Below are 20,237 nucleotides of genomic sequence, written 5' to 3' on the forward strand. Positions count from 1 at the left end.
CTCGCGCCCCCTACCTCACGCCACCAGTGTCAAGTGCGACGGTATCCGAGCTGGTCAGGTCAGGCCACACTGTCCATGCCGGCCTGACGGCGAATAGTTCGCCAAGCAGCGCGGCTGAGCTGGCGGTTTACCGTCTCCTGGAAGGACGGGTCGGATTTGTTGAAGTACCTGTCGCCGACGCCGACGGTGGCGTCGACGTGGTCCATCATCTTGTCGCGCAAGACCTCGGCGAACTTGTTTCGGAAGTCGTCCTCGGTGCGGTTGTTTAGAGCGGCCAGCTTGACACCTGAGTCGGCCACCGCATCCTGGTAAGGCTTGAGCAGGTCGTCTTCGCCGAGTTCGAGCCCAAAGCGGTCGTTCAGCTCGGCGATCAGCGCGGAAAGCAGTGCCTGTTCCGGATCTTGCGCCGAGCCGGCCCCGTCACCGAATCCGGGGAGCACTGCCGAGCCTTCCGGATCCAGCCCGAGATCGTGCTCGCCAGTGCGCTCTACCCGCATATGGCTGAGCTCGACTTCGCCGATGTCGACACCACCGTCTTCGCGCCTCGGCAGGACGTTGAGCAGGTGCTTGCCGTAGAGATGCAGCATTTCCAGTTCGATGTCCTGGTAGGGGACGATCTGCGCGAGGAATCCGTACTTGCGGACGAAATCGCGCAGGTCGGTGCGGAAGCCTTCAGCGACTTCGACATCATCGGTGTCGTCGCTGTGCAGCAGGTGGGCGAAACGGGCGACGGCGGGTTCGAGGTGCCGGTACAGCTCGGCGTGCAGCTTCTGCCATTTTGACTGCGAACCGCCGGCCCGCTCCTCCGCCCGGATGTAAGCGTCGGCGAAGTCCCGCATCTCTTGCGGCAGCAGGATCGGTGGGGAGAGGACTCGATCCTGTGCCCGGTAGAGCAGGTTCGGGTCGGTCGGCAGCGCTTCGGCTTCCTCGTAGTAGGGCTTGAACGACGCCTGGATGTGTTCGGCTTCGTTGTAGAAGTCCAGGACGGCCAGGTCCTCGACCGACTTTCCGTCGGCGGTCCGGTTGAGCCGCGAAAGGGTCTGCACCGCGGCGATACCCTTCAGGGACTTATTCACGTACATGGTCGTCAGCAGCGGCTGATCGAAACCGGTTTGGTACTTCTCGGCGACCACCAGAATTCGGACCTCCGGCTGCCCCCTGCCGCCTGCGCGAGTTGCGATGTCGTCGGCGCGGGTATACGCAAAAGCCTTTGGCAGCTGGGATTCCGCCACCCCGCCGTTCTCCTTGACCTCGCTGGTCTCCTCGCCTTCGTACTCGAGCGTGCCCGAAAACGCCACCAGCACACCGATATCCGGATACCTGTCGATAAAACCGGTGTCGTCGAGATGTTTGCGGATGGCCCGGCACATATCGACCGCAGTCTTGCGGGAGTCGGTGACCACCATCGCCTTGGCCCGCCCCTGTAGCCGCGGCCGGGTATGCGTGACGAAATGCTCGACGATCACCTGCGCCTGCTGCGCCACCGTGGACGGGTGCGTGAACGCGAATCGGGCCAGCAGCGTCTTCGCCTTCGACTCCGGAACCTCGTAGTCGGAAGGGTTTTCGTTGACCAACTTGTAGTAGGTCTTGTACGTGACGTAGTTGCGCAGCGGGTCGAGGATGAAGCCCTCGTCGATGGCCTGGCGCATCGAATAGGTGTGGAAGGGCTGATACTTGTCACCAACGAGGGTTCCGAAGGCTTCGAGGGTCTTGGCTTTCGGAGTCGCGGTGAACGCGAAGTACGACATGTTGTGCGCCTTGCTGCGGTCTTCGGCCTTGCGCTTCAACCGCTCCGCCACTGTGAGTTCGGTGGCGCCCTCGTCCTCGTCATCGGCGTCGAGCCCGAGATCGCGCAGCGCGGCACGCACCGCCGTCGCCGCGTCACCGGTCTGCGATGAGTGCGCCTCGTCGATGATGATGGCGAACCGGCCAACACGCAGCTCTGCCTCGTTGCGCCGCAGATAGTCCAGCAACGCCGGGAACGTTTGCAAGGTAACGGGAATGATCTTGCCCGATTCCTGGGTGAGCGCCTTCGCGAGCTGCTCGGATTTCGCGCCGCGCTTCTCATCGATCTCCACCACCAGGCCCTGTACCTTTTCGAAGCTGCCCACGGTTTCCCGCAGTTGGGCGTCCAGGTTGCGGCGATCGGTGATGATCATGATCTTGTCGAAAACCGGTGTACCCGGCTGCAATCCGGCCACAGCGGCTTCTGGATCGAGCGCTGCCGGATCAGTGGGAGTGTGCAGGTCGGACAGGCGGTGCGCCAGCCAGGCTATGGTATTGGACTTGCCGGAGCCGGCGGAGGCCATGACCAGGTAGTTGTGGCCGGCCCCGTGGGTGGCGGCGTGCGCGGTGAGCTTCTTGACTGCGTCCCACTGCTGGAACCGCGGGAAGATGGTCGATTTGCTGGTGCGGCCGCTCGGGCCTTTTGACTTGTGGGTGTGCACGAAGCGCTCCAACATGTCCAGCCAGTTGTCCGGATGCCAGATCGTCTCCCACAGATAGGAAGTGGCGTACTGGCCCGGCTCGGAGGGAGCCGGGTTGCCGGCGCCACCTGAGCGTCCCGGGCCCTCCGAACCCGTATTGAACGGCAGGAAACGGGTTTTCGCACCACGCAGCTGTGTGGTGACGAACACCAACTTCGGATCGACCGCGAAATTGGCGATCACCCGGCGGGTGAAAATCAACTCGCGAGGATCACGCTCGGTGCGATACTGATGCTTCGCGTCCTCCACGTTCTGACCGGTGAGCGGATTCTTCAGCTCCGCCGTTGCCACCGGAATACCGTTGAGCAGCAACACCAAATCCAACGCGCGTCTGGCATTCGCCGGATTTGTGGCATAGCGGAGTTCGCGCACCACCGTCAACCGGTTCGCCCGGTACTCCGTGAGATCAGCATCCGAAGTCACCAGATTAGGTTTGAAGTAAGCCAGCCGAATCCTGACACCACGGTCCTTGACCCCTGACCGCAGCACCTCGATCAGCCCCTTCTCCCCGATCTGCTGATCCACCGTCTTAGCGAGCCCCCGCTGCGCGACATCCTGGTCGCCGCCATAAGCAGAAACCAAGTCGTCCCAGTCCGGCTGCTGGGTCGCACCGATAAAGGCGAGCAGCTCACCCATATCGAGACCGAGTTCGGCCTGGTACTCGTGCGGATTACCTTGCAACCAACCGTTTTCCAGCAGGCTGGCGACGACCGTGTCGCCGAAGGTCAGTTCGTCGTGGACTGGGCTCATGGTGTTATACCCCCTGGGTGACGTTCCGCCCGCTGGCGGTGGTGACATCGAATTGGCCGGTTACGGCTGCTGCGATCAACGCTTGGCGACGTTCAGCGAGAAGCGAATTCTGCAATTTCATAGCGGATTTCAACTGGATGCTCGAATGCATGCCAGTATCAATTTTCCTCACTACATCTTGCTGTTCACGAAATGCCATAGCAGGCACCCCCACATTGCCAACCTCGGCTAATCCCAAGCCAACCTTCGTGCCACCGTAGCTATTCGCTGCAAGCTGCTGCCGTGATCGCGGAGATTTGAGGGCATACGCGAGCCAGCGCCCGTAACATTTTTCAGCCACCGGTCGTAGCAGTGCGATATGTTGGCTCACGTTACCGTCTGCCATCTCGTCACTGACGACGGCGACCGATCCGATATCAGCTGTAATGCTGACCAGCACATCTCCGGGGCGCGTGCGGGTACGTTCTCGTTCCGGGCCTTCCGGTGCACAAACTCGGAGAATGTCACGCGTGTCAAGATCAATGCCAACCCTAGGGATATTCGCGATTCGAAGAAATACCGTCCCGTCGTCCGTAACAAACTCTCCCCAACCTCGGGGGCCGCTTGTTAGACGCGATACGAGAAACTTGACGCGAATACTGCCAGCACTGACATCACCAATATGCTCCGCAAGCAAACTCTGCTCGAGCGCCAGCGTCGCTTCAATCTGCTGTCGACGATACCCAATCATCCGGTCAATGTGACTGGTTTCGGCGTCGAGGAAGTCGGCGATGCGGCGCTGCTCCTCCAAAGGAGGTAGAAGCATCGGCAAGGAACGAAACTCGTCAAACGGAAGGTCCCATTGATTAGGCCTAATACCCTTCGAAACGGACTGATAGAGATGGACGTACGGCTGCGATCGAAGTAGGTAGTGAACGAATCGCGGATGGAGCTTTGGTGATAACTCGCATACGAAGTACGCAGGACTCACAATTCCCTCGTACTGGGATACCGCGAGCGACCCTTGCCAAGTCTTCATCTTGTTGAGGACCAGGTCGCCGGGTCGAACGAAACGATACGCATTGAGATCTTCACTTGGCTTGTTGAAGTTGTCATCCCTGCTGGCTTTTGGCACCACGCCGTGGTCTCGATAGACAGACAGCAACTCTGCATCTGGCCGCTCCGAAATATCTCGGCGCCGTAACACTGACCAAAGTGGAGCCCGTGTCCAATGATTGGGAGCCACATCCAGCGCTTGCGAATCGACGGTGAACGCTGCGCTCATTTCGTCACCTCTCCGAGCAGCTCTTGAATCTCCGACTCCAGGGTCTTGAGCTCAGCGTCGATCTCCGCCAACGGTCGCGGCGGTATATACACGTAGAAGTGCCGCGTAAACGGGATTTCGTATCCAATCTTGGTCTTGCTGTGTTCGATCCATGCATCCGGGATGTGTGGAAGAACCTCACGCACGAGGTAGTCCTCGACATTCTCCTGGAAGGGCACGTTCTCGTAATCGCGCAGTTCGGGATCAGGTTCAGGTTCGCCGCCTTTGAGCTGGATTTCCCCTTCGGGATCGCGGGCACCGAGCGCTTCGCGCAGGGCCTTTGCGAAAGATGCACCGGCAGGCCAGGGTTCACCGGCACCGACCACCTGATCCTTGAGAGCAGTCACGGCGTCGGCTTTGGTCATCCATACCGAACCGACCAGCGGCTGCAGCAGTTTACGGAAATCGTCGGTGTCGGTGTACTGCTTTGCCACGGGCGCAGCACCCGAGAGTTTGTCGAGCGCTTCCTCGGTGAGTTCGAACCGCAGCCGCAGCGGCCGCTCCACGGTGATCCTGCGGTAGCCGAAGTCGTTGTTGGCGAAGACCTTCACCTTGCCGTGCAGTGGATGTTCCGGGTCTGCCGCGACATCGAGCGCGTTGCCGTAGAGCCGGGTGATCTCGGTGATCTGTTCGGCAGTGATCACTTTGCGCTTATCCCCTAGGGACTTCCGCATCTTCTGCCAGTAGTCACGGGCGTCGAGCAGCACCACCTTGCCGCGATGCTCCGGCGCCTTCCGGTTGGTCAGTAGCCAGAAGTATGTGGAGATGCCGGTGTTGTAGAACAGCTGATCCGGCAGTGCGACAACGGCCTCGAGCCAGTCTTTTTCGATGATCCATCGGCGGATCTCGGATTCACCGGATTCAGCGGCGCCGGTGAACAAAGGGGAGCCGTTGAAGACGATGGCGACTCGACTGCCGCCGCCTCCACCGAGGTCCACAGGCTTCATCTTCGAGAGCATGTGCATCAGGAACAGCAGTGAGCCGTCATTGATTCGAGGCAAACCGGCACCGAAACGTCCTGCCTCACCGAGATGGTCGTGTTCCCATTCGACCTCGCTCTTCACCTTCTTCCACTCCACGCCGAAGGGAGGGTTGGCGAGCAGGTAGTCGGCTTTCAGATCCTGGTGGCCGTCCTGGCTGAAAGAGTTGCCGAAGACGATGTTGTCCGGATTCTGTCCCTTGATCATCAAGTCGGAGCGGCAGATCGCCCACGACTCGGGGTTGAGCTCCTGGCCGTAGGTTTCCACGCGGGCCTGCGGGTTCATCGCGAGGATGTGTTCCTCAGCTGAGCTGAGCATGCCGCCGGTCCCGCACGCTGGGTCGAGCACTTTGCGGGTGACGCCGGGCTGGCCGACAAGGTCCGGGTCCGGGGCGACGAGCAGGTTAACCATCAGTTCGATCACTTCGCGCGGCGTGAAATGTTCGCCGGCAGTCTCATTGGACTGCTCGGCGAAGCGCCGGATCAGTTCCTCGAAGACGTAACCCATGTTGTGGTTCGATACACGCTCTGGGTGCAGGTCGAAGTCGGCGAACTTGCCGATCACTTTGTACAACAGATTCGCGTCGTCGAGCCGCTTCACCTGCTGGGCGAACTCGTACTTCTCCAACACCTCGCGGGAGTTGTCGGAGAACGCGCCCACATATTTGAGCAGCCCCTTCGCCACGTGTGAGGAGTCGCCAAGAATCTTTTTGAGCGTCAAGTCGGACGTGTTGTAGAAGACGGTGCCCGAGGCCTTGCGCAGGAAGGGGTCCGGATCCAGGTCACGTTCCTTGATCTGTTCGTACTTGGCCCGCACCGCATCTCGTGTCGGCTCCAGCACACACTCCAGCCGTCGTAGCACCGTGAACGGCAGAATCACTTTGCCGTAGTCGGACTGCTTGTAGTCTCCGCGCAGTAGATCGGCGACCGACCATGCATGGTTGGCAAGCTCGCTGTGCTTGCTGCTGTTCACTCAGTACCTCCACGCTCTTGTGTCTTCACGTTGGGTGTCTCGATGTCGTGCTGTGGGGTTACAGCCCCGGTGGTGAGTCCGTTCGTCACCAGTTCTGTCAATTGATCTGCTGCGTCGGTGGCTATGCCAAGTGCTGCCCGCAGGTGGTGCAGGCGGCGGAAAGACTGTCCGTACCGCTGCTGCTCCGCAAACGACAGCAACGGTATTCGTAGCTTGGCCGGATCGAACCGAAGGGTCTGGGTCCGTGTCATGGACACGTTGTCGGCGCCGTTGATGAAACCCGCCAGAAACCAGCCGTCGATTCGCCCCTCGGTCGGGCGCAGCAGGTGCACATGGGGGCCACGCACGGCGCCGACGTCGTCATTCTCCGCGACACGGGCAGTTCGGCTGCCGCTGCGACCACTACGGATCGCGGAGACCATCACGTCACCGGCTTGGATCACTTCGACCTCCTGCGGCGGGGAAGTCTCGAAAGAAGCCGATGGTGCGCGGCTGGTCGCGATATCTGCCGCCGTCAGGACCCGGCGTGTGTCCGAAAGATCCTGTGCAGCTGGCGAACTACTCCGTATCCATTGCAGTGCGCCACCATTGACGAGATCAGCGAGCGCTGCTTCCCGCCAGGATTTGGCCCCGGATACCGACCAGCGCCCCAGACTTGCCGTGATGGTGGACAACTCGGAGACTGCGGCATCGAGTCGTGAAACCGCTTGGTCGACTTCGTTCGTGATCATTGCTGGGTCCACCGACGACCGAAGATGCCGGGCGGGCGTCAGGTCGACATCCTCGTCGAGGACCTCCAGCACGCGGACAGGCGCCGCCACACCCGGCACGATCACCCTATCCACGTCGGATGCGTCGAATGCGTACCACGCGGTTGTCACAAGGTCAGTCAACTGCCCCCAAGCGACATCACCCGTAGTGCGATGGACAGACGCCGACCCCGAAGTGTCGACAAAGAGAACAGAGTCAGGTGTCGGCGCACCCGGAACAGGCCGCCGCAGCACCCATAGATGCAATCCCAGCCCCCAAGGTGGCGCGACCCCGGCAGGCAACTCCACGACCGCTCGTAGAACACCCTTGCGTAGCAGCGCTCCACGAATTTTGCGACCGGTACTCCGGCGAGCTGCTGCTGGAGGAACTACCAAGACCGCTGTGCCACCAGGGCGGAGATGCGCCACCGCATGCTGAATCCAGGCCAGCTCCGATTCGCTGCGAGTTGGCGTACCGTACTCCCACCGCTCATCTTCGAGCTCTAAATCGTCTACGCCCCAATCCTTTTGACCGAACGGCGGATTGCACAACACAGCATCGACCCGGAGGTCACGAAATGCATCGTCGGTCAGGCTGTCGCCGGAATGCAGGTGCGGAGTGATCTCGGTAGATGCCTGGATGTGCAGCCTGGCTCGCTCGACCTGCACGGCAAGGACATCTTGGCCATACAGTTCGCTGGCGCCAGCGGCAATGGAAGCCAGTAAGAGCGAACCGCTGCCACACGCAGGGTCAAGCACACTTTCAAAAGGCTGTGCTGCTGGAGAATTCGCGAGGGCCGCCATCAAAGACGTGACCGGCAGGGGAGTGACGTAGACCCCTCCCGAGGACTCCTTGTCCAACACCCGTTCCGCGAGGGCGTCGATCGCCGCACGGGGACCCTCCGCCGCTGCCGCCGCGTTCAAGGCCGGCAGCATATCGGTGAGCAGTTTCGGCGCCCGCGATCCGCTCGCCTCCCAGCCCCCAGCTGACGCCCTCAGCTGGGTCATCACCTGCACGATCTCGTCCGCGGTGGCGTCCGCGCGAACCAGCGTGCGCAAGCCGGTAATGGGCGACTCGTCGGTGTCCTTACCCCGGCCCGCTAACCATGCCTGCACCTCATTCCAGTCAAAAACCGGCCGGGACTCAGTACCTCCAATCGGCGCGGGGAAGTCGTCGTGACGCCGCCGCCAGTTGCTGACCGTAGCCCTTGTGACGCCTGCCAGCTGCGCGATCTCTGTTGCGGTCACGGGTGGAACCAGGTTCGACATGTCGCTCCTCTCGTGTACATCCACCATCCTTTCCGATCTATCTGAAAAAATCAATCCACCAATTATATTGTGAAAACATTTTCAGTCATGCTAGCGTCGTAGTCAGTCAACAACCACTCAGCGCACCGCCAGGAGGACGCGATGAGCAACAACCGAAGATTCCGGCACTGCCGACCCCGACAGGCGGCGACACACCGCGAGTTCACATTGCGTAGCGGTGGCGATCTCGCTGGCAGACCCCCGATGATCCGCATGGCGCGCTGCTGTACCGGCAAGGTGCAGTACTTCGCCCAGACCGATGCCGAACTCGCACTAGCAGGCATCGATCGCACCGATCCCAGGCGCCACGAGCAGCGGGCGTATCGGTGCCCGAGCTGCGACGGCTGGCACCTCACCAGCCGGAACCGGCGCACCCCAGAACCTGTTGGCGGTGGATTGCAATGAATAAGGAGACCAGCTTGGACCGCACGACCACACCGAAGACCGCCACCCGGTGGTCGAGCCTGCACCGCATGATCGAACCCGCCGGCGCACGCCTCGACCTGCGTAGCTTCGTCCGAAAGAAGTACCTCGAGGATGCCGGATACGAGGTGCGAGAATTCAGCCACGACGGGCTCTCCGGGCTCCTGATCAGCGGCGCGAATCCGCCGGAGCGCGCCGAATGGTGCCCGGCCGCGCACGGTCTCACCGGCCTTCCGGTGTCGGTAACGACCAACCAGACTGGTGGCCTGCTGCTCACCAGAACAACCGGCAGGGTATACGCCCTGACCTACGGCCACCTCGGGCACCGCATCCTCGATTCCGCCTACCGCGACAACGATTTCGGGCTGGAGTTCGCCGTCCGCTGCCTCGATGAGAACGATGTCACACGGTTTCGCAGCGAGATCATGGACCGGCGTGGCCGGGTCGAGGACTACACCATGCTCGCCGGTAGCGACATCGCCGGCTTCGGTCTCGACCAGTTCACCTCACTCGTCCGCAGGATCTGCGGCAGGGCGCATCTGAACCTCACCGCCCGGTCCCGTTCCTCGGCGGCGGTTCGGGTCGAATGTTCCGGCTACGCAATCAAACTGCCACTCGCCGACACTCCCGCCCAGTTCCTGGCAGACCTCGCCGAGATCGAGCGAGTCTGCGAAATGAACGACCCGCTCAATGGCCTCGCGTTCATCCAGCGGTTCCGGATACTGAACAAGAACAGCCCGGCTGCCTTGGCCGCCGACCAGTCCTTGAGCAAGTTACTTGGCGATCCCAGCGACGCACGTCTCGGCATCACCCTGCCCGACAGCTGCGCAGACTTCTACGGCGCGGTCCGGTCATACGGTATAGCTCTGGGCAGAAAGGCAGCCACCGTCCGGGAAATCGACCTGGGCGCACTGCTCACGTGGATCTGTGACCGCGACGAACACCGCCGCCTGCGCGACCTGCACCAGCTCAGGATAACCATGTACGAGGACGAGGCTCAGACTGTACCGATCGGCCCGGATACCCGTGGCACCGACTGGCTGGTCGCCGAGGTCGAATCCGGTACCGAGAGCTACTACTTCGGCCAGGGCTGCTGGCATGAGATCGGAGCAGGGTACCTCGAAACCCTGCGTGAAGTACTCGACGAACTCCTCACCGCGACGACCGACATCACCGTCGTTGCATGGCCGAAAGGCAAACCGCACACCGATGGGCCGAAGCGGGGCCAGGACTCCCACGATGAGGACTGGTTCAACCGTCAGCTGGCCGCCCAGACCGGCTATCAGCTCTTCGACAAGCAGAAGATCGTCACCGGCTTCTACCGCGGCGGCGGCCTCGAAATCTGCGATGTCCTGGGTCCCGACTGTGAGCTGATCTGTGTCAAGAAGGCCAGCAGTAGCGCGCCGCTGAGCCACCTGTTCGCACAGGGTGTCAACGCGGTGAAGGTACTGCGGTTGGACAAGGAGGTCGCGCAGAAATTCCGGGACTACGTCGCGAGCCACAATCCCGAGCACCAAATGGTGCGTGACATCGGCACCCTGAAAGTCGTGTTCGCGATCCTGCTCAACGACGGCAGAGACATCACCACCGATTCGCTGTTCCCGTTCTCGCAGATCTCGCTGGTCAGGTCGCTGAACGAGCTGCGCGCCATGAACACTGAGGTCAGTGTCGTAGCGATCAAACGGTCGTAGGGGTGCGATCGAAATCCGCATGAACTCATGGTCACCGGCAGCTCGACGGCATTCCGCAAGACGCACCGCTGACCACCCGCGACACCATTCCAACCGGCTGTGAAGACACTTTCGTTGTTTCTCAGTCCAGCCAGCTGTGGTGACCTGCGCATCGGAGCCAGGGTGCGTATTTGGAGTGCGCTCCTCGGCGATGGTGTAGGCCAGCCGCCCGAGCACTTTGACTTCCTCGAGATCGATCGCGAATGGAGCGGCGACCAGACCCAGTTGTCACCATGGCTGCTCGTCAAGCGGCTGAAACTGTGGTGGGAGCCAGCAGGGCGGTTGCTGGTAACCATCTCCAAAGGGCCTGGCACGCCGCGCACAGACTCAACCCTGACCCCTCCACCGCGTACCGAGCAGCGATCCTCGCCGTAGAGTCGGCGGCAATCCCTGTGGTCGATCCGGCGCAAGCCGGTGCAAATCTGGGAAATGTTCTTGGCCAACTCGACCGACAAGTCCATCTGTACGGGATTGCCATCACCGACAAGTCGGGTGTGTCGGCTCCGATGACAGCAGTAGTACAGATGATCCGGCTGCTCTGGGAAGGCCATACCGACCGCCACGAGGGTGCCAGCCCAGCAATCCCGATTTCACGGGAAGCCGTCCAGATGGCGGTGCACCTTGCCGCAACTCTTGTCCCGTGGTTCGCTTCCGGAGCGATTCGACGGCGATAGCTCGACACCTGCAGTTGGCTCACGCCGGCGCGAGGTCGATTCGCCCGGTGTGGACGCCGTCCCGAAGGCGCTTTCTTCGTTCGAATTCAACAGCAGAACGTTTTTGTCCACCCCGTATTGTGACCCAGCCGTCGTACCGTGCGACCGCAGGCAAGTGCTTGTGAGTCGAGTGGTCCGTTTGGTGGCGTGATTAAGCGCCCACGTAGCAGATCCAACCGTTCAGTGCCGGGGCCGCGGCTGGCAACGTGGGCAGGAGAAGGAGGAGCGGTTCATGAACTTCTCCCGCACCAGCGGGGCGCCACAGCGGCGGCAGGGCTCGTCCTCACGACCATAGGCGTTGAGCGAACGCTCGAAGTAGCCGGACTGCCCGTTGACGTTGACGTACAGCGTGTCAAACGAGGTGCCGCCCGCGGCCAACGCTTCATTCATGACCGCAGTCGCCTCGTTCATCAGCGTACGCACCACTGGCTGGCTCAAGGCGGCGGCCGACCTGGCGCCGTGAATCTTCGCGCGCCACAACGACTCGTCGGCATAGATGTTGCCGATGCCGGAGATCACGCTCTGATCGAGCAGCACGCGTTTGATCTCGGTCTGTTTGGCACGCACCGCGGCCACCACGGCTTCGGGGTCGAAGCGGGGATCCAGCGGGTCGCGGGCGATGTGCGCCACCGGTTCCGGCACCAGGGTGCCGTCCACCTCGACCAGCGGTGCGAGCGCCCAGCCGCCGAAGGTGCGCTGGTCGACGAAGCGCAGCTGGGTGCCGTCGCCGAGGGTGGCGCGGATGTGCGCGTGCTTCTCCAGCGGCGCGTCCGCGGGTTGCACGAGCATTTGGCCGCTCATGCCGAGGTGCACGACGAGCGAGGTGTCCGGCTCGTCGAAGGTGAGCCAGAGATATTTTCCGCGCCGCTCGGCGGCGGCGACCTGCAATCCGGTCAACCGTGCGGCGAGATCGGCGGCGCCCTCGAGGTGCCGGCGCACCGAGCGGGGATGGGTGATCGCGACCGACTCGATGACGCGACCGACCACGTGTTCGGCGACGCCGCGCCGGACGACCTCTACCTCGGGGAGTTCGGGCACGTCAGGCTTCGGCGGTCAGCGCCTGGTAGGCGGTGCCCGCGGCCTTCTGCTCGGCTTCCTTCTTGGAGCGGCCGACGCCCTGCCCGTAGGCCCGGCCACCGATCACGGTGGTCGCGGTGAATTCCTTGTCGTGATCGGGGCCCGTCGAGGTGATCTCGTAGCTGGGCACGCCGAGGCCACGCTCGGCGGTGAGCTCCTGCAGGCTGGTCTTCCAGTCGAGGCCGGCCCCCATCCGGGGACCGCGCTCGAGCAGGTCGGCGAACAGCCGCAGCACCACCTCGCGCGCGACGTCGATGCCGTGCTCCAGGTGCACCGCGCCGAGCAGCGACTCCATGCCGTCGGCGAGGATGCTCGGCTTGTCCCTGCCGCCGGTGAGCTCTTCGCCCTTGCCGAGCAGCAGGTGCACGCCGAGGCCGCCCTCACCGAGCTGGCGCGCCACCTCGGCGAGCGCGTGCATGTTCACCACGCTCGCGCGCAGCTTCGCCAGCTCGCCCTCGGACTTGTCCGGGTGCTCGTGGTAGAGCCGCTCGGTGATGCTCAGTCCGAGGACGGAGTCGCCGAGGAACTCCAGGCGCTCGTTGGTCGGCAGCCCGCCGTTTTCATATGCGTACGACCGGTGCGTCAGCGCCAGGCGCAGCAGCTCCGGCTGCACCTCGACGCCGAGCGCCGCGAGCAGGCTCGCATGTCCACCGGACGAATCGGGTTCATCGCTCACGTCGATACGACAGGTTGAACTGTTAGACAGCCGCCGTGACCTGACGGCCCTTGTACGTGCCGCAGGACGGGCACGCGATGTGCGGCAGGGTCTTCTCACCACAGGCGCGGTTCGGGCAGGTGATCAGGGTCGGCGCGGTGGCCTTCCACTGGCTGCGCCGCGACCTGGTGTTGGAACGGGACATCCGGCGCTTGGGAACGGCCACGACTACTTCTCCTCTGTCATATTGCTTGCCATTTCGGCTGACTGGTCTGCTGCGGTGGCCGCACCCTCGTCGGGGCTGCCGTTGCCGGGCGATGCGGTGGCAAATTTCGCCAACCCGGCCCAGCGAGGGTCAAGTATCTCATGCGAGTGCTCAGAACCCGCAATCGCCATCCGCACGCCACATTCCGCGCACAGCCCGGCGCAGTCCGGCGTGCACAGCGGCTGCAGCGGCAGCTCGATGCCGATCGCGTCGATGATCACCGGTTCGAGGTCGATCGTGTCGTCGACCATGCGGTACGAATCGTCGTCGTCGGTGGTCTGCTCGGTGGTGCTGTCCGGGTAGGCGAACAACTCCGTGAGGTAGATGCTCACGCTGTCGGTGAACGGCTCGAGGCAGCGCGAGCACTCGCCCTCGATCGGCGCGGACACCGTTCCGGTGACCAGCACACCTTCGGACACTGCCTGCAGCTGCAGGTCGAGCACGACCTCGGCGCCGACCGGGACGCCGACCAGGTCGAGCCCGATCCGCTCGACGGTGGTGAGCGTGCGATGGAGCTCGCGCATCGTGCCGGCCCGGCGGCCGAGGCTGCGGACGTCCAGCACGAAGGCCGCGTCGGGCTCCCGGCGCGCGGCCGAGTCCTTACGCGGGGCAGAACCGGAACCGGCGGGCATCACGAACTCACTTCACTATCGGGGGAATGGGCAACCACACCACGATACGCGAGGCATACCGCCGACCTCAAACTGGCTCTAGCGGCGGTAATCGGCGGCGTAGTCGGGAGCGCCCGCGCCGGAGCGGAGCTGGTGGCGGCCGCGGCCGACGGTGCGCAGGGTGTTGCTCAGGGTCTCCTCGAAGTCGGCCAGCTTGGAGTCGACGTAGACGTCGCACTCCTCGCGCATCCGATCGGACTCGGCGTGTGCCGCGTCGATCACCCGCGCGGATTCGGCGTGCGCGGCGCGCACCACCTCGGTCTGCGCGACCAGGCGGTCCCGCTCGGCCTCGCCCTCGGCGACGGAACGATCGTAGGAAGCCTTGCCCGCGTCGATCATTCGCTCGGATTCCAGGCGGGCGCGGGCGGTGACGGCCTCGAACTCGGCGTTGCCGTCGGCGACGACGCGGTCGGCCTCGGCCTGGGCGGTGGCCACGAGGTGGTCGGCGTGCGCGCTGGCCTCGGCGACCATCCGGTCGGCGTGCGCCTTGGCGTCGGCGAGGATGCGGTCGGCCTCCTCGCGGGCCGAGCCGATGGTGTGCGCGGCCTGTTCGTTGGCGCTGGTGACGGTCACCTCGGCGGCCGATCGGGCGTCCGAGACGATCTTGTCCCGGATGTCGAGCACGTCCTGGGCGTCGTCGAGCTCGCCCGGCAGTGCGTCGCGCACGTCGTCGAGCAGTTCGAGCACGTCGCCGCGCGGCACGATGCAGCTGCGGGTCGGCGGGATGCCGCGCGCCTCCTCGACGATGGCGACCAGCTCGTCGAGGGCTTCGAATACGCGATACATGCTGACTGACCCCACTCTCCTACGACTCTTCGGCGAACTGTCCGCCGAGCCCCAGTGTGCCCCTCATCACGGCCTGTGCCGAGTCACCCTCCGGTGTGTCGTCGCAGTGTCTTGCACGCCACACAAATCAAGTGGAGGATCTGTCTCCGCTTCGTGTTATCGTCGATACGAAGATCGACAAGGTCTTCAGACGAGCGCAGGCCCCACCGGGCGTGCGGGATCAAGGCTCATGTTCGATCGGAAAGCCCATGACTGTTCTGGATCTACAGAGATCGGCAGGAGTTAGCACTACCAGCTACTTCATGCCGTGGGTAGGCCCATACCCGGCGTTGCAGACGGCTCCGGCGTCCGCGCGGTTCGAGCAGGCGATGGTTTACCTGCGCGGCGACCGGGCCTTCGCCCAGCTGATCCGCTTCGCGCTGGTCGGCGGGTCCAGCAACATCGCCTACGTGCTGCTGTTCTTCGCGATGCACGGCGTCGGGCCGCTGCTCGCGAACGTGGTCGGCTCGATCGTCAGCACCGTGATCGCCAACGAGCTGCACCGACAGCTCACCTTCCACGCGAGCGGCCGAGTCGGCTGGTTCACCGCACAGTGGGAAGGCGGCGGGCTGGCACTGGTCGGACTCGCCATCACCACCGCGTGCTTGGCCGCCCTGGACGTCTGGGCGCCCACCATCGGCGGACCGGCAGAGGCCACCGCCGTTCTCGGCATCACCGCGGCCGTCGGCGGCATGCGCTTCCTGGCACTACGGGGTTTGGTCTTCTGAACCTCGTCGAGTGAGGGGAATCAGCCCCGGTCCCAAGGCTTTCGGGACCGGGGCTGATTTGCGTTCTCAGCCTTTGCGTTCGGCGAGACGATCCAGCAGACGCTTGTGCACGGCTGGCGGGAGCATGTCGGTGACGTCGCCACCAAAGGTCGCCACCTCCTTGACCAGCGAGCTGGACAGGAAGCTGAGCATGGGATTGCTGGCGATGAAGAAGGTTTCGACGCCGGACAGCTTTTTGTTCATCTGAGCCATCTGCAGCTCGTAACCGAAGTCGGTCGCGTCGCGCAGGCCCTTCACGATGGCCGTGACACCCTGCTGCTTGGCGAAGTCCACCAGCAGGCCGTACCACGACTCCACGCGCACATTGGGCAGGTGAGCGGTCGCCTCGCGCAGCATCTCCATGCGCTCGTCGACGCTGAACATGCCCTGCTTGTTCTTGTTGATCATGACGGTGACAACGACCTCGTCGAACTGGGCCGCAGCCCGGTTGAAGACGTCGATGTGACCGTGCGTCACGGGGTCGAAGGACCCGGGGCACAATGCTCCTGCCATGGTCAGACGCTATCGTGCGGGACCGGCGGGCACCACAGAGGGTGCACAAGACCACATCGTTAGTCGAAAGTCGCCATCTCGATGCGCGTTTCGCCGTACTTACGCGGCTTCATCGCCGAATAACCCACGGGCCATTCGATTTCCGGCGATCGGCTGGACCGCTCGACCACGACGAGCGCATCCGGCCGCAGCCAGCCAACGGCGAGCGCCTGCAGGTCGGCGAGCACGGCATCGGTGTCGACCGCATACGGCGGGTCGGACAGCACCAGATCGAATTCGCCCGCGCCACCCAGTTCGAGCACGCTCGCCACCGTGCCGACGCGCAGTTCGGCGCCGGGCAGCCCGAGATCGGCGATATTGCCGCGCAGCACCGCGGCCGCCTTGCGGTCGGACTCGACCAGCAGTGCGTGCGCGGCGCCACGAGACAACGCCTCCAGCCCGAGCGCGCCCGACCCCGCGTAGAGGTCGAGCACCCGGACGCCGTCGAAGTCGATGCGCGCGTCGAGCGCGCTGAACAGCGCCTCCCGCACCCGGTCGGAGGTCGGCCGGGTGCCGGCCGGCGGCACCCGCAGCCGCCGCCCGCCCGCCGTTCCGGCGACGATCCTGGTCATTCGCCCGCGGACTCGCGCACGGCCAGCTCGATCAGCAGATCGCCACCCTCGACCTGCTGCACCGGGCCGATCGCGACCCGGCCGACGGTGCCCGCCCGCGGTGCGGTGATCGCGGCCTCCATCTTCATCGCCTCGATGGTGCCGACGGTGTCTCCGGCCGCGATCGTGTCACCTTCGGACACCGCCAGGGTCACCACACCGGCGAACGGCGCGGCGATATGGCCCGCGTTGCCCTTGTCGGCCTTCTCCGCGGCCGGGACCTCGCTGGCGATCGACCGGTCGCGGATGGCGACGGGGCGCAACTGGCCGTTGAGGATGCACATGACCGTGCGGATGCCGCGCTCGTCCGGCTCGGAGATGGCCTCCAGGCCGATGAGCAGGGTGACGCCCTTCTCCAGCTGCACCCGGTGTTCCTCGCCCTGGCGCAGCCCGTAGAAGAACTGGTTCGCCGACAGGCCCATGGTGTCGCCGTACTTTTCCCGGTGCGCGGTGAATTCGGCGGTGGGGCCGGGGAAGAGCAGCCGGTTCAGCGTCGCGCGGCGCTCATCCGAGGTGCCGGCCAGCCCGGCTTCGTCCGCGGCGGTGAGCGGAGTCTCCGGCTTCGCCTCACCGCGCCCGGCCAGCGCGCGGCTGCGGAACGGTTCCGGCCAGCCACCCGCCGGGGTGCCGAGTTCGCCACGCAGGAAACCGATTACGGAGTCGGGGATGTCGTAGCGGCCGGGGTCGGCGGCGAAATCCTCGATGTCGACGCCGGTGCCGACCAAGGCCAGCGCCAGGTCGCCGACCACCTTGGACGACGGGGTCACCTTCACCAGGCGGCCCAGCAATCGGTCCGCCGCAGCGTATTTCGCTTCCACTTCCTCGAACCGATCACCGAGGCCGAGAGCGATGGCCTGCTGGCGCAGGTTCGACAGCTGGCCGCCGGGGATCTCGTGGGTGTAGACCCGGCCGGTCGGGGCGGGCAGCCCGGACTCGAAGGGCGCGTACACCTTTCGCAGCGCTTCCCAGTACGGCTCCAGGTCGCACACGTGCTGCAGGTTCAGGCCGGTGTCGTACTCGCTGTGCGCAGCGGCCGCGACGATCGCGGAAAGCGCGGGCTGGCTGGTGGTTCCGGCCATCGCGGCGCTGGCGCCGTCCACCGCGTCCGCGCCCGCCTGCCAGGCGGCCAGGTAGGTGGCCAGCTGACCGCCGGGGGTGTCGTGGGTGTGCACGTGCACCGGCAGGTCGAAGTTGCTGCGCAGCGCGGTGACCAGGGTGGCGGCCGCGGGGGCGCGCAGAAGCCCGGCCATGTCCTTGATGGCGAGCACGTGCGCGCCCGCGTCCACCATCTGCTCGGCCAGCTTGAGGTAGTAGTCCAGGGTGTAGAGCGTTTCGTCCGGGTTGGACAGGTCGCCGGTGTAGCTCATCGCGACTTCCGCGATGGCCGTGCCGGTTTCGCGCACCGCGTCGATGGCCGGGCGCATCTGGTCGACATTGTTGAGCGCGTCGAAGATGCGGAAGATGTCGATGCCGGTGGCGGTCGCCTCCGAGACGAACGCGCGGGTCACCTGCTCCGGGTAGGGCGTGTAGCCGACGGTGTTGCGACCGCGCAGCAGCATCTGCAGGCAGATGTTCGGCACCGCCTCGCGCAGCGCGGCGAGCCGCTCCCACGGGTCTTCGTACAGGAAACGCAGCGCCACATCGTAAGTCGCGCCACCCCAGGCCTCGATGGACAGCAGCTCCGGGGTCAGCCTGGCCACGTGCCCGGCGACGCCGAGCAGCCCGTTGGTGCGCACCCGGGTGGCCAGCAGGGACTGGTGCGCGTCCCGGAAGGTGGTGTCGGTGACGCCGACTGCTTTCTGCGCGCGCAGATCCTGCGCGAACCCGTCCGGGCCGAGGCGGAGCAGGCGCTGCCGCGAGCCGTCCGGCGGCGCGACGGTCAGGTCGATCGGGGGCAGCTTGTCGTGCGGGTACACCGTGGTCGGACGCTCGCCGTGCGGCTTGTTGACGGTGATGTCGGCCAAATAGGTGAGGATCTTGGTGCCGCGGTCGGCCGAACCACGCTGGTTGAGCAGCTGCGGACGCTCGTCGATGAACGAGGTGGTGACCCGGCCCGCCTGGAAGTCCGGGTCGTCGAGCACCGCGAGCAGGAACGGAATGTTGGTGGTGACGCCGCGAATTCGGAACTCGGCGAGCGCACGCTGAGCCCGCGACACCGCGGCGCCGAAGTCGCGGCCGCGGCAGGTGAGCTTCACCAGCATCGAGTCGAAATAGGCGCCGATCTCCGCGCCGAGGTTCGCCCCGCCGTCGAGCCGGATGCCGGCGCCGCCCGGGGTTCGATAGGCGGTGATCCGGCCGGTGTCGGGGCGGAAACCGTTGGCCGGGTCCTCGGTGGTGATCCGGCACTGCATCGCGGCACCGCGGATGCTGACGGTCTCCTGGCTGAGGCCGAGCTGTTCGAGGGTCTCGCCCGCCGCGATGCGCAGCTGCGCCTGCACCAGATCCACGTCGGTGATCTCCTCGGTCACCGTGTGCTCGACCTGGATGCGCGGGTTCATCTCGATGAAGACGTGGTTGCCGCGCTCGTCGAGCAGGAACTCGACGGTGCCCGCGCAGCTGTAACCGATCTCCTTGGCGAAGGCCACCGCGTCGGCGCAAATACGGTCGCGCAGTGCGGGATCCAGATTCGGGGCGGGCGCGAGCTCGATCACCTTCTGGTGCCTGCGCTGCACCGAACAGTCGCGCTCGAACAGGTGCATCACGTTGCCCTGCTGGTCGGCCAGGATCTGCACCTCGATATGGCGCGGGTTCACCACGGCCTGCTCGAGGAAGACGGTGGGATCGCCGAACGCCGACTCGGCCTCGCGCGACGCAGCCTCGATGGACTCGCGCAGGTGCGCGGCGTCGGCGACCCGGCGCATGCCGCGCCCGCCACCGCCGGCTACCGCCTTGACGAAGATCGGGTAGTCCAATTCGTCTGCCGCGGCGAGCAACTCGTCCACGTCGGCGGACGGCGCGCTGGACCGCAGCACCGGCAGCCCGGCCGCCTTGGCCGCCGCGATGGCGCGCGCCTTGTTGCCCGCGAGTTCGAGCACCTCGGCGGACGGGCCGATGAAGGTGATGCCCTCGCGGGCGCAGGCCGCCGCCAGGTCCGGGTTCTCGGACAGGAAGCCGTAGCCCGGGTAGACGGCGTCGGCGCCCGCCGACTTGGCCGCGTCGACGATCGCGTCGATCGAGAGGTACGCCCGGACGGGGTGCCCCGGTTCACCGATCTGGTAGGACTCGGCCGCCTTCGTGCGATGGACCGAGTTGCGGTCCTCGTACGGGAAGACGGCCACCGTCCCAACGCCGAGCTCGTAGGCCGCGCGGAAGGCCCTGATGGCGATCTCGCCCCGATTGGCTACCAAGACTTTCGTGAACATTGGCCTAAGGTACCCGGACCCACCCGCCTCACAGACAC

Annotated in this window: 14 protein-coding genes; 2 read left to right on the plus strand and 12 right to left on the minus strand. The window is 64.7% G+C overall.

Going from position 1 to position 20,237, the window contains the following annotated elements; genetic code table 11:
* Positions 1-59: 59 nt before the first annotated feature.
* From DBO33_RS32410 to DBO33_RS32420, 4 genes are read right to left on the minus strand one after another with little or no spacing between them, the layout of a single operon-like run.
* Positions 60-3,236 (minus strand): type I restriction endonuclease subunit R, encoded by a 3,177-nt coding sequence (locus DBO33_RS32410; RefSeq protein WP_107658435.1) that lies wholly within the window; start codon positions 3,234-3,236, stop codon positions 60-62.
* 4 nt (positions 3,237-3,240) lie between these two features.
* On the minus strand, positions 3,241-4,500 hold the full coding sequence (locus tag DBO33_RS43210) for a restriction endonuclease subunit S (RefSeq protein WP_159080644.1): 1,260 nt from the start codon (positions 4,498-4,500) through the stop codon (positions 3,241-3,243).
* Positions 4,497-6,491 carry a type I restriction-modification system subunit M gene (locus DBO33_RS32415; protein ID WP_107658436.1) on the minus strand — a complete coding sequence of 665 codons (1,995 nt, stop codon included), beginning with the start codon at positions 6,489-6,491 and terminating at the stop codon, positions 4,497-4,499. The genes DBO33_RS43210 and DBO33_RS32415 overlap by 4 nt, the downstream gene beginning before the upstream one ends.
* A complete protein-coding gene (locus DBO33_RS32420; RefSeq protein ID WP_159080645.1) occupies positions 6,488-8,509 on the minus strand; it encodes an N-6 DNA methylase in 2,022 nt (673 codons plus the stop codon). Before DBO33_RS32420 ends, DBO33_RS32415 begins: the two co-directional genes overlap by 4 nt.
* A gap of 458 nt (positions 8,510-8,967) precedes the next feature.
* On the opposite strand from DBO33_RS32420, the gene DBO33_RS32430 reads away from it, so the two are divergent.
* Entirely contained in the window at positions 8,968-10,662 is a 1,695-nt protein-coding gene (locus DBO33_RS32430; protein WP_199856823.1) for a DUF6119 family protein, read from the plus strand.
* A 932-nt stretch (positions 10,663-11,594) separates the two neighbouring features.
* Here the strand turns inward: DBO33_RS32430 and mutM are convergent.
* The 5 genes from mutM to DBO33_RS32455 form a co-directional block, all read right to left on the minus strand.
* Entirely contained in the window at positions 11,595-12,452 is an 858-nt protein-coding gene (gene mutM / locus DBO33_RS32435) for a bifunctional DNA-formamidopyrimidine glycosylase/DNA-(apurinic or apyrimidinic site) lyase (RefSeq protein WP_107658439.1), read from the minus strand.
* Between the two features lies 1 nt (position 12,453).
* Positions 12,454-13,167 (minus strand): ribonuclease III, encoded by a 714-nt coding sequence (gene rnc, locus DBO33_RS32440; protein WP_234391158.1) that lies wholly within the window; start codon positions 13,165-13,167, stop codon positions 12,454-12,456.
* Positions 13,168-13,189: 22 nt separating this feature from the next.
* Positions 13,190-13,372 (minus strand): 50S ribosomal protein L32, encoded by a 183-nt coding sequence (gene rpmF / locus DBO33_RS32445; protein WP_014987105.1) that lies wholly within the window; start codon positions 13,370-13,372, stop codon positions 13,190-13,192.
* A gap of 2 nt (positions 13,373-13,374) precedes the next feature.
* Positions 13,375-14,043 carry a YceD family protein gene (locus tag DBO33_RS32450; RefSeq protein WP_199856824.1) on the minus strand — a complete coding sequence of 223 codons (669 nt, stop codon included), beginning with the start codon at positions 14,041-14,043 and terminating at the stop codon, positions 13,375-13,377.
* Between the two features lie 78 nt (positions 14,044-14,121).
* Entirely contained in the window at positions 14,122-14,868 is a 747-nt protein-coding gene (locus DBO33_RS32455; protein ID WP_107658440.1) for a DivIVA domain-containing protein, read from the minus strand.
* Positions 14,869-15,116: 248 nt separating this feature from the next.
* On the opposite strand from DBO33_RS32455, the gene DBO33_RS32460 reads away from it, so the two are divergent.
* Entirely contained in the window at positions 15,117-15,635 is a 519-nt protein-coding gene (locus DBO33_RS32460; RefSeq protein WP_107658441.1) for a GtrA family protein, read from the plus strand.
* Positions 15,636-15,701: 66 nt separating this feature from the next.
* On the opposite strand, the gene coaD is transcribed toward DBO33_RS32460, so the two are convergent.
* From coaD to DBO33_RS32475, 3 genes are read right to left on the minus strand one after another with little or no spacing between them, the layout of a single operon-like run.
* Entirely contained in the window at positions 15,702-16,187 is a 486-nt protein-coding gene (gene coaD, locus DBO33_RS32465; protein WP_107658442.1) for a pantetheine-phosphate adenylyltransferase, read from the minus strand.
* 59 nt (positions 16,188-16,246) lie between these two features.
* Positions 16,247-16,798: a 16S rRNA (guanine(966)-N(2))-methyltransferase RsmD gene (rsmD, locus tag DBO33_RS32470; protein WP_107658443.1), complete on the minus strand. Its 552-nt coding sequence runs from the start codon at positions 16,796-16,798 to the stop codon at positions 16,247-16,249.
* Positions 16,795-20,199, minus strand: a complete 3,405-nt coding sequence (locus tag DBO33_RS32475) for a pyruvate carboxylase (RefSeq protein ID WP_107658444.1) — start codon at positions 20,197-20,199, stop codon at positions 16,795-16,797. Before DBO33_RS32475 ends, rsmD begins: the two co-directional genes overlap by 4 nt.
* Positions 20,200-20,237: the final 38 nt, after the last annotated feature.

This window comes from Nocardia suismassiliense, from assembly GCF_900269665.1.
GTDB lineage: Bacteria > Actinomycetota > Actinomycetes > Mycobacteriales > Mycobacteriaceae > Nocardia > Nocardia suismassiliense.